The sequence below is a fragment of the Paenibacillus sp. FSL R5-0341 genome, from assembly GCF_037975235.1.
Taxonomy (GTDB): domain Bacteria; phylum Bacillota; class Bacilli; order Paenibacillales; family Paenibacillaceae; genus Paenibacillus; species Paenibacillus amylolyticus_A.
In genome coordinates this window covers 1,219,204-1,234,806 of sequence record NZ_CP150241.1, presented here as the reverse complement: position 1 = coordinate 1,234,806, position 15,603 = coordinate 1,219,204, and the positions used below count along the sequence as shown (strand labels likewise).

Below are 15,603 nucleotides of genomic sequence, written 5' to 3'. Positions count from 1 at the left end.
CGTTGCGGAGTGAACCGGGTTTCCTCTTATTTGGGTCTCTTGGCGATTTCCTGTCTGACTTTCACGTATGTAGAGGATACTTTTTGCTCCAGTGTGTGGATATTTTGTTTTGAGCCTGCCCACTTCTCTGTTGCAGAAGCCAATCCGTTCAATGAGCTGAGTACACGTGATGTTTGGCCTTGCTTTGTACTCTGTTTGAACTGTTGCAGTGCGTTTGAATATCGTTCTTTCGCCAGGCTCGCCTGTTTTTTCGCCGTTTGAATCTGTTTCTTCACCGAATCGGTCCCCGCCAGAATAGCTCGCAAACGTTTTACTTCCGTGGTCTTTCGTTTACGTGCTTCGGCAAGCTCCTTTTTCTTGATCCGAATGTCTTCTCTGGCAAGCTGTACAACGGGTCTTAATGTGTCGGCCTGCGTACGAATCGCTGCACTCCATTCCTTATTTTTGATCGCTTTGGCTGCATCCAGCTGTCTATTGACTGAACTATAGAGGGCGAATAGTGGTTCATAACGGGCTTGGGTTTGCTTTACCTTTTCAGCTAGAGCTGCGATCTTCGCGTCGTCAGTTTGTCTTATTTCTACACGCAATCGTTCCAATTCCGTGGTATTGGTGGCATGAAGTGCCTTTATTTTTTGTTCCCAAGCTTGCTCTTGTGTCTTCCAGCTCCCCACTTTCTCGTACGCTCGTTGTAGGGTTAATTTGGTCTGTGCATCTGCCTTGTTCAGAACGGAATCCCAAGCTTTCTGCGCGGTTACGCCAAGATCTATACCCGCTGCCTCGGCTGTGGAAGCAAAATAAATTGTGCCTGCGCTGAACAGAATTACAAGCCCTATAAGTAGACGTGTTCCGAAAATAAGACGAGCGAACGATGGCAATTGACCACGTTGGACGTTACTTTGTTGCATCATGTGAGTATGGCTAGCTGCTATGGGAGGAGGAAATAGAATGTCACTCGTCTCCATTAAAGCTATATCTTCTGTAGCTATATCTTCGATATACTTTCGACCCTTGGTTCCTTCCAATAATCCGTGATGTTCAATGAAGTTATGTGAGCTTGTTCGTTCCAATAGGGAAGAACAACATACCATTGCCTCCTGTTCATTTATCGTTTCCTTCCACGCTTCTGTATGCATCCGTCTCTACACCCTTTCTTCTAAAATATTTAGCAGAATCGCAACAAAATAAGCGAACGACAAAAAAAGCACCCGCAAGTCAGGCATTTGCCTGCTCTTACGGGTGCTTCCCTCATAAGCCGTTCCATATGAGATTCGATTGAACGAGTCGCTCGAACTTTTCCTTTTTCTAATATATTCCATTCACTGGATCTGGTCAAGTCATGCTAGTTTGACTGGTCTAATATCAACCCTTCGATCAACGGGAGAACCCTTCCCGCATTTAATCAACAACGTATACAGCTCAGCTTATTGATTGACCAAAATAGCTTTCATTCCCTCGGTTAGATCTTCTTCTTTTAGCATCATATAGATGTTCTCGCCACGAGTTACATTCAACTTGATCTGGTAGATGGTATCTTTCTCTGTTTTATAACCAGACCGTTGACGTTTGAGCAAATCGCTAATGATTTCTTTGTTTTGGGTTGCTACCTGCTTCTTGATGCTTAGACTCCCATCGATATATTCTGGCTGCGGATTCGCCCACTGAAGAAAACCCGGACTGTTGATCTCCTGCTTCGCAAACTGTGCGGAGATAATCTCGTCTGCTTGGACAAGCAACTGATCGTATAATTTGTTCTCCTTCAGCCAAGCCAATACCCGATCATAGCTAGGTTTGATCTCAAAGTTCCACATCTCCCTCGGTTGAGATGGATCTTTCGAAGTAGAGTCCTGATTCATCTCCGCGTAAGCAAACGACTGCCACGGCGAGCGCTGTTCTTCATAGGTCTGGTCCAAGATGTCCTGTTTCAAGAGTTCCTTGAATTCACGGACTTGCTCCGGATTGCTAATGTACACCTTTCGGTATGAACTAGTGGAAGAGCGAATGCCAAAACTTAGTGCATCCTCTTCCAGCTTATACGTTTCAAAGGCGACTCTTTTGTAATCCTGGGACTGTTTCAGAGCCATTAATTCCTGATGGAATTCGGCTTCTGGAATATAGTATTTACGTTTCATCACCTTGCCGTTATCCAGCTTGTAGTTAATAAATACATACTCATCATTACGCATACCTGGATTGATTGGATCATTCAGTATAGGAAGATCGGAATCCACAATTTTTTGATGAAGAGCGATAACTGCCCCCATATATTCCGGATCATTGGAATAGAGGTGACCGTCATCCATCTTCTGATTGACACCGTTACTATAGATATAACGCTCCCCACCAAGCTTGATGCTGTTCACTTTGTTCAGTTCAGGCACTCGGGCAGCGTATCCATTCCAGTCGGCAATAGGGATGTACAATACCAAACCAGCGACGATACCATACAGAATCAGCTTGGGCAGCAGCCTGCTGCTCCAGATCAGCCATGTTTTGCGAATAATCATCTCGGCAACGATATAACCTACAATTCCACCAAGAACATATCCGAAGATTCCCCATCCAGCTGATCCTCTTGGAGCAATAATCGTGAAGTAAGCTCCGCCAATTAGAACCAACGTAAACATTAAACCAAATCGGAATATAGGTTTCACAAGAGTAAACGTAACTGCTTGCGTAGCAGATTCAACCTGTCTTCTCGCATAAAGCACATATGTCAGAGGAATAAACAGGATTGCGAATATCGAATAGATTATAAGTTCTCCATTAGTGATAGGAGCATAACTGATTGAAGCCATGCGAAGAACAAGTGACATTTCTTCCGCATTACGTCCCAATTCATCGTACGGATATCCAAGCAAATAATGCTGGAGATGAAGTGACATAATGAACCATACGACAACAGGTAACAAGAGGAGCGCGTATACGGTAAGCCCCTGCAACACAGATTGCCCGATGCACATGCCAACCGCCACAGTAAGCATGAACATAAATAGCGAGTAGATGCTCATGCTCAAGCCCCACATCCAGATCGTGCTGCCATCGAACAGAAAAGCAGGTTGATCCAGTACTGTCCATACCCAGCCGGTAATTGCAGTTGTAATCCAGATTGGAAGCAAAATCATGGCATATCCGGTCAACAAGTTAACCGTTAATAGATGTTTACGACGTAACGGCAAACTATGGAACAGATCAGACGGTGCACCGGACTGAATATACCGAAACAGAAAGATGCCAGCCGCTACAGGCAATGTAATGGCAAACAGAATCTGCACTTCACCATTAGCTTGAAACAGACTTGTAATCTGCTGTGGCGCGTCCCTGTATTCGGTAGCGATATATAACGGTAACGAGAACAACAATGTGATCAGGTAGAGGATGCCTATCCATCCATGCTGTCTGAAATTTTGGATCAGGATGCCCCGGTTACAGAACAATCGGTTGAATATCATACCCTGCGTCCTCCATTTCATAGATAAAGATTTCTTCCAGTGTTAGTGGCAATACATCCAGCAGATACGGATCATGTACACGGAATTGATCAGTTACCTGTTGTCGGTTGCCTTTGACAATGTACAGGGATACGCTTCCTCGCTTCTCTTCATGTAAAATATCAACTTGCTCATCCATGGCTTTGGCATGGTCCGGGTGGCGAAAAGCGACCTGAATTTTATGCGTATCAGCCTTCAGATCATCGAGATCCTTCTCTACAATAATTCGGCCTTTGTGCATAATTGCCACATGGTCACACAGATCTTCGATCTCACGCAAATTGTGTGACGAGATGACAATGGTTACTTGACGCTCAGCTGCTTCCTGGAACAGCAGGTTTTTAATCTGCTGGCGCATGACGGGATCGAGGCCGTCAATCGGCTCATCCATCAGCAGCACTTCAGGCATACAGCTAAGCCCCAGCCATACGGCTGCCTGACGGCGCATGCCTTTGGACATGCGATGCAGCTTGCGTTTTACATCCAGTTTGAACACGGTCGCCAGTTGCTTGAACCGCTCCTCATTCCAGCGTGGATAGACAGAACGATAAAATGTAGCCATTTGCGTAATTGAAGATTGCGGGAAAAAGTAGGGCGAATCGGCCATGAAAACCGTGCGACCTTTGAGATACATATTTTCATAAATTTCAGTATCCTCGATACGAACAGTCCCGCTGTCCTGACGGTAAATGCCAGCCATCATTTTGAGCAGCGAAGTCTTGCCTGCCCCATTGGAACCGAGCAAACCATAGATCGATCCCTTATGTATGTGCATCGTTACGCCATCCACTGCCTTTTCCTGTTCAAACGCTTTGACGACTTGATTCAGCTCAATCATGAGGCTCCTCCTTCTCTATACGGGCCATCGCTTCCTCAAACAAAAGCGTCATATCCGCCTTGGTCAAACCGGAATACGAAGCTTCTGCAATCAACTTCACCAGAGACTCTCTGATCTCATCTCTCATGGCTTCATTCGGATGTTCCACTGACGATGATACGAAGCTCCCTTTTCCCTGCAAAGAATAAATGTAACCTTCACGTTCAAGCTCGCGATACGCTTTTTGAATCGTATTTGGATTCACAGTCAGCTGCGTGGATAACGCACGAACGGAAGGAAGCTGCTCGTCGGGCTTTAGAATACCGTATACGATCATTTCTTTGACTTTGTCCACCAGTTGCTCGTAGATCGCCTTACGGCTGCGTACATCTAATTCGAACATCCCGCACCTCCTTTCTGTAAATGTGTGAAATAACCTATCTGTTTAAATGACTGTATCTCAGGTGTATTAACTGTACTACTATTATTAATACAGTTAAATCGGATTGTCAACCGTTGACTTTGACTTCTTGTTTTATTCGGAGTACGTTAAGAAAGATAGATCATATGGTATAATTGACATATATAACTTTTTAGGGGCAGGTTCATTCCAGCTTAGGACGGTGCTCAGATCAGGAGTGGCATTCACATGAAGTGAGGTAAAACGGCTATCTGAAGCGATGTAGCTAGATGTGACTAGATGTTGCTACTTGAAGTGATGTGGCTAGCTACCCGAAACCTTTGTTTTACCGCTTTTGAGAGAATTACATGTAAAGGTTGTTCAGGTCTTTCCCCTTCCGTTATGATGGAGATGAAGTGATTGTTCAATGATCACTGTATCTTTATCTTTATCTTTATCTTTATCTTTGTTACTTTTTGTGCGTGTTTAATCTGAATGATTGTTGGGTCTGTTATGCGTTCTATATGTTGTGTTGTGTTGTGTTGTCTTGCGTTATAGATCTATTGTCTGCACAGTAGTGGCTGTTTAGCAGGTAGCTTACCAGAGTTAGCAAAACTGTGTATTTACATAAATTCGGGTTTGCACAAATGAGTTTACACAAAAGGGTTACTATGTAGGGATCAAGTCTAGACTCCGCCCGTTATTCGTTTGGCTTGTTGGTGAAAAACCGATGGCCGATATATGATTAGCGTTGATTGGGTCGGGACAGTCTTCGGCCTTTTCAATCGTTTATCTTACCTTTTGGAGCGCCAACTCGCGCTGTCCGCACTGAGCATACATAATGCATATTTGTCTTTCAAAGGGTGGACACAGACATGAGAAAGTACTCCGGAATTGATATTCTACATATAGATAATTTTTAATTTTTTGTCTGAAAACATCTATATGTAGTGTTTCTTATTCCTGGATGGATATAGTATCTTTTTAGAAAAAGTGTCCACTCTTTGAAAGACAAAATAAAGATAAATGTCCTTTTCTAGTGGACAAAACTATGTCCTAATTCCATTTATATAAGCTGAACTATATATATACACGAAAATATAGAAGTAAGTAGTAACCCTAAGAAGTGTAACTAGAAGCTTGTTGTAAGAAAGATACTATGGAGGCATATGTTACACTTCTAATACCTAATACCTCATAAGGAGAATCCGAGATGAATGAACATAGACAAGATGAAGATCAGAATAATAAATCAAACGCATCATTCGAAAATAGTGGACACCACGGGGATTTAACCGGGGAAATAAACACTTCAGATATAAGTCCGGTCCAAGCAAATTCATCACAACGTGTGTTAATTGTAACCGCGGTTGATGCGGAAAAAGATGCGGTCCTTCGCGGTTTGGGAGACACGGCCGCAGAACGTTTTGACGTCATCGCTGCTGGCGTTGGCCCAGCCTCGGCCGCAGCCGGAACAGCCGCTACATTGGCATATGCCGTAGCGGCTGCGAGCACTAAGGCGCTGGCGCAGGGTTCCACCGCGCCAAGCACATCCGATGTGGCACAGACATCTGCCACATCTTCAAGGCCGGGGCCCCTTGCCGGAGCCGGAAGTTCACCAGCCTACATGCTGGTGATCAGTGCCGGCATCGGCGGCGGGTTCCCCGGCCGGGCAGACGTCGGCTCCCTCGTGGTAGCCGACGCCATGGTTGCCGCCGATCTGGGCTCGCAGACGCCAGACGGCTTCCTTAGTGTGGACGAGCTCGGATTCGGCTCGTCCATTGTGGCGGCGGACGCGGAGCTTGCCGCTCGCTTGCGCCATGAGCTGCAGCGGGCTGGGCTCGCTGTCAGCGGAGGCACTGCGGTCACCGTGTCTACGGCGACCGGAACAGCGGAGACGGCTGCGGAGCTATTGCGCCGCGTGCCGGATGCCGCCGCCGAAGGCATGGAAGGCTTCGGCGTGGCAACAGCTGCCCAGCAGTTCGGCGTGCCAGCACTCGAACTGCGGGCTATATCCAACGCGGTCGGTCCACGCGACCGCGACGCTTGGCGCATCAAGGATGCCCTCGATGCGCTTCAGGCTGCAAGTTCCATTTTACGGGAGGTTATTACATCATGAAAATTGCATTTTCCCCTTGTCCAAATGATACATTTATCTTTCACGCGTGGGTGCATGGGTTGATCCCGGGCGCACCTGAGCTGGATGTCCGTTATGCTGATATTGATATTACCAATGGTCTGGCGGCAAATCCCGATGGACCCGATACACCTGAAGTGATGAAAATATCTTATGCAGCGCTGCCGTACGTGCTATCTGACTATGCTCTGCTTCCTGCTGGAGGCGCACTCGGCAGAGGATGCGGTCCGCTGGTTCTGACCGCAAATGGCACGACCGATCCTGGCTATCTGTCTGGACGACGAGTTGCTGTACCAAGCGAGCGCTCGACAGCATATCTGTTGTTCCGTCTGTGGGCAGCTCAAAATGTTCCTGGCGGCGTAGGCGAAATTGTCGTCATGCCATTCGACCAGATTATGCCTGCTGTTCGTGACGGCAAAATCGATGCCGGACTTGTCATCCATGAAGCACGCTTCACATACCAGAACTATGACCTCAAACTGATGACAGATCTCGGTAACTGGTGGGAAAGTGATACGGGTCTTCCAATTCCGCTTGGAGCGATTATCGCACGTCGCAATATGGATGCTCATGCCCTCGCCGGATGGGCACGCGCCTCGGTTGAATATGCATGGGCGCACCCGGATGAGTCGAGAGCATACGTTATGGAACATGCCCAAGAAATGGACCCTGACGTAGCTGCACAGCATATCGGCCTTTACGTTAACGAGTTCAGCGCTAATCTGGGCGATGATGGTTACGGTGCAATCACTGCACTGCTTGGTCGTGCCATGAAAGAAGGACTCGTCCCCGAGTTCAACCTTGATCTGTTGCGAATCTAACAAAGTTTTTATTTGAGATACATTTATTCGTTGTATATCTAACGAACCCAACACATCTTATTTAGCCGAATAACGTGATTTGAGAATTCTAACGAATCTCAGACACCTTATTCGGCTAAATCTCGTTCAAATTGCCGATAAACTCTCACACTCAAGCACAATAACGATTCTACGATTCGTTAGAAATTGGTGAGTGCGGATTTCCAGTGAATAGCGTGCGCTCGGTTCGTTAGAGTCCTGTACAGGGTACATTCGGGGAGACAAACTTTTTAGCTAGCCAGGATGATGATCGTGTTCTAACGTCTTGTTTTTTAAGAGTTTGGTTACTTCTGGTTAGTAAAGGTTGTATTCAGAAGGCTCATAAATCGGAGTCTGTTCTTTAACTCCCCCGTACCTATTAAGCTAAATCTCTACTTCCAGCAAGATCTGTAAAAGCCTTACTGAGTTACGAGTTTGCGTTTTCGGGTTTGCGGTTTGCGGTTTTAGAGTCTGATTTTTAACTAGGCGAAATACTTGCATCAAGATACTTGCTGCAAACTAGTGACCTCACTAACCATCTTGGACAACACTACACATGACACACGAAATAGAAAGAGCTGTCCCTAACGTCAAACTTATGACGATGGGACAACTCTTTTTTTGACTTTTTTTTATACTCATACCTATACTCATATCTATCACTCTACTCAACCCAAGATTGAAGCAGAAAGAAACCCATGCAACTCCACGCTCTCCACGTCATCTTGAACCCTACTGTACTTCGTCATCCCAACCAACTACTCTTCCTTTCGCAACCGCGTAGTCTACGCATTCAACCATCGCCTAAGATCTGCTGCAACCGCAGACAAACGAGACTTAAACATTCCCCTACGATTCAGCTACAACCGTGCGGATCATAATCCGCAGCGCATCCAGCATCATGGGAATAGGCAGCGAAGGAACGGAAGGTTGCAACACCGCCATCTCTGTTGAGGCTGGAAAATGTACAAATCCGGCACGGATCGGAAGTTTCCCTACTCGAATGTGATCCAGCACCCGGTACATCGTGTTGTTACAGATATACGTGCCTGCTGTATTGGAGACGGCAGCGGGAATACCTGCTGCCGTCATGTCATTCACCATGGCACGTATGGGCAAGGTGGAGAATATACCGTCCGGGCTACCGTCTACAATCGGCTCGTCCACCGGACGCTGCCCCTGGTTATCTGCATAGGAGCCAGGCGGAATGTCTTTGACATTAACGGCGATCCGCTCCGGTGTGATGGCCGTTCTGCCCTTTGCCAACCCACAGGCGATGACAACATCCGGCCGATAGGCTTCCATCTCTGCGATGAGCAGGTCTGCACATTCATTGAAGTGCACGGGCAACAGTACTGTTTTTAGCTCAGCACCCTCCATCACCTCGTTCGCAAGAGCTTCCATTAACGCTCCCGTTGGATTCACCGCATCCCCGCCAAAAGGTTCAAACCCAGATATCAGAATCTTCACCATCACATGCCAACTCCTGTCTGTTTACTCCGATTTGTAACGCAATCCCCACTGGCCCCGAATCGTATCCATCAGCTTCATGATTTCCAGAGATTCGTCCAGTTTAATGGTATTGCTCTCCGTGCGGCCTTCCAAGATACAGCGTCCCGCTTCTTCTGCCTCAAAAGCATAACCAATGCATGTTCGATCATCCGTGAACTTCTCGGGCTCGTCCTGACCATTCACATGCAGATAAGCTTCTTTGCCCGCCAGGAATAAAGGCAGACGAATCTTGCCTTCCGTACCGTAGATAACCGCTTCATTACTGAGGTTCAGACGAATGGCAGCACTAAGTGATGCAGAACGCCCCTCCGAATAGGACAACAACACCGAAAACTGCTCGTCCACACCCGTCTCACCGATATTGGCCGTACTCCATACATGCTGGGGCTGTTCGCCAAAGATCATCGAAGCAAAGGAGATCGGGTACACCCCTGCATCCAGCAATGCGCCTCCACCCAGATCCGGATTAAGCAGCCTTCCTTCCGGCTCCCAGCCCACACGGAATCCAAAGTCTACCTGGACCAAACGAACTTCACCAATCCGTCCTTCTGCAATCCATGCTCTGGCTTGTTCAATGGGTGGCAAGAAGCGTGTCCACATGCCCTCCATCAGGAAAAGCTTGCGCTCCCGTGCAGTCTCCACCAGCTGCTCCAACTGACGTGCATTCATGGTGAACGGCTTTTCACAGAGAACCGCCTTGCCTGCCTCCAGACAAGCCATCACATTCTCCTTATGTAAAGGATGAGGTGTTGCCACATAGATAATATCTACCTCAGGATCTTGCAGCATTTCATCATACGAGCCGTAAGCGCGTGCAAAACCATATTCAGCTGCAAACTTCTCCGCGCTTCCCGCTGTCCGCGAACCTACCGCTGCTTTCTCCGCGTTCCCCGCATGTTGCAAATCCTTTGCAAACTGGGATGCTATCCATCCCGTGCCCATAATGCCCCAACGTACTTTATCCCGTCCCACTACTTCTGTCATATTATAGCCTCCCTACTGCAAATTGAGTTGAAAAGGTTCATGATTCAGATCAGGCCAACATGTTATCCCCTTTATTTTACCAAAAAGAAACGTTTACGTCAGAAAACGATTTCGAATATGTTCTCTCATCAGGCTTCAACAGCTTATTAGCGACTCGAACGTATCTGTACACATTTCAATTCTGCAGCAGATTTGCTAAGATTATCAGCAGACTAGGGCCAAGAGTTCTTGTCCCTTAGTATACTTGTAACTAACGATAATCTGGTTAAACTATCGATCACACCTGATAACGGGATTATATACCCTCTGCTAATTATAAATATTTGACTATACTGTACGTTCCAGTTTCAATCATTACCTAAACTGTTCAAAAGAGAGGAGGTCGCATATCACCATGACTACCATCCCCGGTACCGCCCACAGCGGCATGAATCCACACATATTGCATCAGCACCCCCATTCCAATCCTGGTACTGAATCTACTACCCGGACGGAACCGGATGCATTTCTAAATGATATCCTGATCGAACTTCGTCAGGCAGAGCATGTTACAACACGTGGGAAATGGCGCTGGCAGGCAAACGATCTTGCGCATCATACCTTCATATATATGCACAAATTTACTGGCGCACTGATCATGAATGGGACCGAATCCCACATGGTTCGCAAATCAGCTTGTCTGTGCACACCAGGCACTTCAATTGAACTGATTGGTGATGAAGATCATGAGATTGAACTGTATATCATTCACTTCGATCTGTTTCGGGCTACGGAGAAAACAGAAGCTAGACGAATCTACGAAAGAGAACTTGGTTCACCTGTCACTGGCTGGATTCAAGGGCCATTTTATGGCATACAACGGATTGTCGCACAGCTTACACAACTGACCACCGATGGTTCGCACACCAGCTTGAAAACACAACTCCTCCTCACGGACCTGCTACACATGCTCTGGCCCCAAGAAGACCAAACAGACATCGTGGCAGGACAAGATGAACCTGAACAGTGGCTCCGGTCAACCCTGCAATATATGCAGGAAAACTATATGCACGAGATCAAGCTGGAGAAGCTGGCAGAATTGGCTGGCATGCACCCATCCTATTACTCACAGCTGTTCAAGAGCCGCATGCAGAAAAATCCAATTGAATACGTCACCCATCTGCGCATGAACCGAGCCAAAGAATTACTGCTCACTTCCGATCTCCGTATCCGTGATGTGGCTCGCGAAGTGGGATACCGTGACGAATTCTATTTCAGCCGACGTTTCCGGAACCATGCCGGTTATGCGCCAACTTCCTATGCGAAGCAGGTGCACCGGAACATCGTGTCACTCTCTTATCCATACACGGATCACCTGATGACACTTGGTATCACGCCATGTGCAGCTCAGATCCAGGGCCACCTGCCTCATATGCCCAAATCGCTAACGCTCCCCTTCCACGCCTATGAACCATGGGAACAGGGGCGTCAGGCCTTCCTTGATGTGAATCCCGAATTGGTTCTGACCAAGGATAACGCAGCTGTGAAAGCGATGGAGCATATTGGCGATGTCGCTCCTATTATCACCATTCCCTGGAACCAGACAGACGTCTTCGGTCATCTGCAGAAGATCGCATCCATCGTGGACCGCACCCAGGCAGCGAAAGATTGGCTGGATCGCCATGAACGTAAGGCAGAGCGTGCACGCAAAAAAATCAAGGAATTCGTCGGGGACATTACGGTTGCCGTCGGTACGTTGACCCCTAAAGGACCACGGATGTACAGTCACCGTAACTTCGGACATATCTTTTACCGCAGCCTGCAGTTGGCCGCTCCTCAGCGAATTCAGAATGAAGTGGCTGGCAAATCACCAGGCGTTGGATTCAACTGGCTGCCCTTCACACCAGGAGAATGGGACGGGCTGGAGGCAGATGTGCTGGTACTGGCGATTAACTCCATGCATGAAAAGGCAACACTGTTGAAAGAGATGGCTTCGAATCCACTGTGGAACAGCCATCCTGCCGTAAAAACAGGAAGGGTTCATTTTATCGATTGGAACTCATGGGTCGTATATGCTCCATATTCCATTAACATCCAGCTGGATGAAGCGCTCTCTATGTTGACGAACAAACCTTCATTTCTGTAATCTAAAAAATGTCCATTCCCGAAATCTTAATTTATGCCATGTACGGGCCTGAATTAAGATTTTATAATGATCACTAATTGATAATGATAATCAATAACAATGAAATGCGTTGTTGGTACCAAAGGAGTGACCCGTATTCAACATCCGGGACTGCCACATCGTCCGTCCAATTCACGAAAATCTGCAGTGAAGGTTGGGCTGATGTTTTTGTCTGTCATAGCCGTACTGCTGCTAAGTATGTTTGTCGCAATCTCGTTAGGTGCCAAAGGACTTACACTGGAAACGGTATGGACTGCCATTTTTCAGTACAATCCGGCTTTGACACCACATCAGATTATTCATGAGCTGCGGCTGCCTCGTGTCCTTGCTGCCGTTATGATCGGCGCTGCCTTTGCCGTTGCAGGAGCATTAATGCAAGGTATTACGCGTAATCCGCTGGCAGACACGGGCATTCTGGGCATCAATGCTGGAGCTACTTTTGTCGTGGCACTGAGCTTTGCCTTTTGGCCCGGACTGCCTTACGGCTGGATCATGTTTCTATCATTCGTGGGGGCTGTTCTGGGCACACTGCTCATCTTCCTGCTTGGAATGGCAGCACCTGGTGGGCTGAGTTCCATCAGACTGACCGTTGCCGGGGCCGTGGTTGCCGCCATGTTAAGCTCACTCAGCACAGGCGTCGCCATTTATTTTGACCTGAGTCAGGATCTGGCCTTCTGGTATGCGGGTGGTTTTGGCGGAATTGAATGGCGGCATCTGAAGTTAATTCTTCCCGTACTGCTTGTGACGCTGGTGCTGATCATGCCACTCGCCCAGCGTGTATCCCTTATGTCACTCGGTGAAGAAGTAGCGATTAATCTAGGGATCAACCTGCGCTGGACGAGATTTCTCGCCCTGGCAGCGGTTGTTGTGCTGGCTGGCGTGTCTGTGTCGGCAGTGGGCTCGATCGGATTTGTGGGACTCGTCATCCCTCACATCTCCCGCAAACTAGTTGGTGTAGATTATCGACTCATCATTCCGATGTCTTCTCTGCTTGGAGCGATATTACTGGTGCTCGCCGATCTGGGCTCACGCATCGTGAACCCTCCCGAGGAGCTCGCGGTGGGCATTATGGTTGCCTTTGTCGGTGTACCGTTCTTCCTCTATCTGGCCCGTAAAGAAAGGAGGGCCTTGTAGCGATGAATTCCAATACACCTTCACGAGGCAAACGTTCGATAATTGTCAGCGTCACGCTGCTCTGTGTCGCCATTGCCGTTGTTGTGATCAGCCTGAACACGGGAACCATTCGTCTGTCCCCAGTGGCTGTATTGCAGACTTTGTTTGGTAATGGCAGTTCGGATGATCAGATTGTACTGTTTGATTACCGACTGCCTCGCATTCTGGTGACTGTACTGGCCGGAGCGGGGCTTGGTATTGCTGGAGCGGCGCTGCAAGGGATCACTCGCAATCCATTGGCGGACCCAGGCATTCTGGGATTGCATGCCGGGGCAGCGTTTGGACTAATGGTGTTTGTTAGTCTCTCCTTTACGCTGGATAGCTCTGTGGCCTTGCTGATTCCGCTGTTTGCTTTTGCAGGCAGTGTGGCCGCCGCCCTGATCATCATGCTGTTATCTTATGATCGCCATAACGGCGTATCACCCATTAAGCTGATTCTGGTGGGAATCGCGGTAGCGGCCGGGTTCCATGCGTTAACACTCTATCTATCCCTGCGTCTGGATGAAGATACTTATTCCTTTGCCGCTCGCTGGCTGGCAGGAAGTGTCTGGGGCCGGGATTGGGTTCATGTGCAAGCGTTGCTTCCTTGGGTGGTGCTATGTATCTCGTACATTTGGAGTCGATCCAAAACGCTTGATGCCTTCAATCTTGGAGATGCTGCCGCAACCAGTATCGGGACGCCTGTCCGCTCCCAGCGTGTTATTTTGCTGCTCTGTGCCGTGGCTTTGTCAGCCGTCAGTGTGTCCATGGCTGGTGGGATCGGCTTTATCGGTCTGGCAGCGCCACATCTGGCGCGCAGGCTTGTCGGTCCGATGCATCGGCATCTGATCCCTGCCGCCGGACTCATCGGTATGGTTATTCTGGTGAGTGCCGATACGATCGGGCGAACGATCTTTCAGCCTAACGCCATTCCGGCAGGCGTGGTGGTTGCTGCAATTGGTGCACCTTACTTTTTGTACCTTTTAGTACGTAGCAAGTAATCTTTTTTTATAAAAAACAATAAAGACATCCTAGAGATGTTCAAGGAGAATGTGACTACCCATGTTAAAGAAAAATCTTATGCTTGTCATGAGTATCTGTCTGGTGCTTATACTCGCAGCCTGTGGAACGGCCAATAATTCATCATCTGCTTCTGGCGGTTCGTCCACGGATACTTCAACCGAAAATCAAGACAACAGCGCAAGTTCGGGCGAGCAACGCATCGCCTCCATGTCGATCCATCTGACCAATGATCTGTTATCTCTCGGCATCACTCCTGTTGGTTCAGTTATCGGTGGCGAAGCCAAGGCCTTCCTGTCCCATGTTGCTGATCGTCTTCAGAATACAACGCCGCTTGGTCCCGTGAAAGACCCGGATATGGAAGCTTTGCTTGCCCTGAAACCGGATGTGATCTATCTGGACGAAGAATTCTCCGGTGATGATATTGCCAAATTTGAAAAAATTGCTCCGGTACATGTCTTCAATCTGGATGACGGTACATGGCGTGACCATCTGAAAGACATTGGCAAACTCGTGAATCGCGAGAAAGAAGCCGAGCAATACATTCAGGACTACGCGACCGAAACAGAAGAAGTGAAATCTCTGATTCATGACACGATTGGAGATGATGGCACTGTGATGGCGATCCGTGTGACTGCCAAAGAGTTACGTGTGTTCAGTACACGCCGTCCCATGGGTCCCATTTTATATGAAGATCTGGGTCTGACTCCTGCCAAAGGCATTACAGACATCGATTCGACCAAACCTTATCAAGTGGTCTCCCGTGAAATCTTGCCGGACTATGATGCAGATGCGATCTTTGTGGTTGTGAATTCGGATGATGAAGCCCAAAGCATGTTCAAGGAGCTGCAAAACAATCCGATCTGGCAAGGCCTGAAAGCAGTCAAAGCCGGTCACGTCTACCCAATTGGTGCACAGCCTTGGCTGGATTATTCATCTATCGGTAATAAAATGGCCATGGATGAAGCCAAAGAAATGTTCTCCAGGAAGTAAGTTTCCGTACACTCAACACTAACTTGTGACAATACCAAAAAACCTCTCTTTAGAGACGGGATTAGAGAGTTATCATAATCTCTTCCGCTCAAAGCAG

Annotated in this window: 12 protein-coding genes; 6 read left to right on the top strand and 6 right to left on the bottom strand. The window is 47.9% G+C overall.

What is annotated here, in order from left to right; genetic code table 11:
• Positions 1 to 26: 26 nt before the first annotated feature.
• The 4 genes from MKX75_RS05435 to MKX75_RS05420 all read right to left on the bottom strand — a co-directional run bounded on the left by MKX75_RS05435 (position 27) and on the right by MKX75_RS05420 (position 4,708).
• A complete protein-coding gene (locus MKX75_RS05435) occupies positions 27 to 1,133 on the bottom strand; it encodes a hypothetical protein (protein WP_339168770.1) in 1,107 nt (368 codons plus the stop codon).
• A 288-nt stretch (positions 1,134 to 1,421) separates the two neighbouring features.
• Entirely contained in the window at positions 1,422 to 3,449 is a 2,028-nt protein-coding gene (locus tag MKX75_RS05430) for a hypothetical protein (protein ID WP_339168769.1), read from the bottom strand.
• Positions 3,424 to 4,326, bottom strand: a complete 903-nt coding sequence (locus tag MKX75_RS05425; protein WP_339168767.1) for an ABC transporter ATP-binding protein — start codon at positions 4,324 to 4,326, stop codon at positions 3,424 to 3,426. The genes MKX75_RS05430 and MKX75_RS05425 overlap by 26 nt, the downstream gene beginning before the upstream one ends.
• Positions 4,319 to 4,708, bottom strand: coding sequence for a GntR family transcriptional regulator (locus tag MKX75_RS05420; protein ID WP_036606399.1), 390 nt, complete (start codon positions 4,706 to 4,708; stop codon positions 4,319 to 4,321). The genes MKX75_RS05425 and MKX75_RS05420 overlap by 8 nt, the downstream gene beginning before the upstream one ends.
• A 1,315-nt stretch (positions 4,709 to 6,023) precedes the next feature.
• On the opposite strand from MKX75_RS05420, the gene MKX75_RS05415 reads away from it, so the two are divergent.
• Positions 6,024 to 6,824 (top strand): futalosine hydrolase, encoded by an 801-nt coding sequence (locus tag MKX75_RS05415; RefSeq protein ID WP_339170356.1) that lies wholly within the window; start codon positions 6,024 to 6,026, stop codon positions 6,822 to 6,824.
• A complete protein-coding gene (locus MKX75_RS05410) occupies positions 6,821 to 7,663 on the top strand; it encodes a 1,4-dihydroxy-6-naphthoate synthase (RefSeq protein ID WP_339168765.1) in 843 nt (280 codons plus the stop codon). The genes MKX75_RS05415 and MKX75_RS05410 overlap by 4 nt, the downstream gene beginning before the upstream one ends.
• 867 nt (positions 7,664 to 8,530) lie before the next feature.
• Here the strand turns inward: MKX75_RS05410 and MKX75_RS05405 are convergent.
• Complete coding sequence (locus tag MKX75_RS05405) at positions 8,531 to 9,154, bottom strand: pyroglutamyl-peptidase I (RefSeq protein ID WP_339170354.1); 624 nt, start codon at positions 9,152 to 9,154, stop codon at positions 8,531 to 8,533.
• A gap of 21 nt (positions 9,155 to 9,175) precedes the next feature.
• Positions 9,176 to 10,177 (bottom strand): Gfo/Idh/MocA family oxidoreductase, encoded by a 1,002-nt coding sequence (locus tag MKX75_RS05400; RefSeq protein ID WP_339168764.1) that lies wholly within the window; start codon positions 10,175 to 10,177, stop codon positions 9,176 to 9,178.
• A gap of 394 nt (positions 10,178 to 10,571) precedes the next feature.
• Here MKX75_RS05400 and MKX75_RS05395 point away from each other — a divergent pair, with 394 nt between their 5' ends.
• From MKX75_RS05395 to MKX75_RS05380, 4 genes are all read left to right on the top strand, one after another.
• Positions 10,572 to 12,302 carry an AraC family transcriptional regulator gene (locus MKX75_RS05395; protein WP_339168762.1) on the top strand — a complete coding sequence of 577 codons (1,731 nt, stop codon included), beginning with the start codon at positions 10,572 to 10,574 and terminating at the stop codon, positions 12,300 to 12,302.
• A gap of 201 nt (positions 12,303 to 12,503) precedes the next feature.
• Positions 12,504 to 13,475: an iron ABC transporter permease gene (locus MKX75_RS05390; protein WP_339170351.1), complete on the top strand. Its 972-nt coding sequence runs from the start codon at positions 12,504 to 12,506 to the stop codon at positions 13,473 to 13,475.
• Between the two features lie 2 nt (positions 13,476 to 13,477).
• Positions 13,478 to 14,494: an iron ABC transporter permease gene (locus tag MKX75_RS05385; RefSeq protein ID WP_339168759.1), complete on the top strand. Its 1,017-nt coding sequence runs from the start codon at positions 13,478 to 13,480 to the stop codon at positions 14,492 to 14,494.
• 61 nt (positions 14,495 to 14,555) lie between these two features.
• Positions 14,556 to 15,506, top strand: coding sequence for an iron-hydroxamate ABC transporter substrate-binding protein (locus tag MKX75_RS05380; RefSeq protein WP_339168757.1), 951 nt, complete (start codon positions 14,556 to 14,558; stop codon positions 15,504 to 15,506).
• The last annotated feature ends 97 nt before the right edge of the window (positions 15,507 to 15,603 follow it).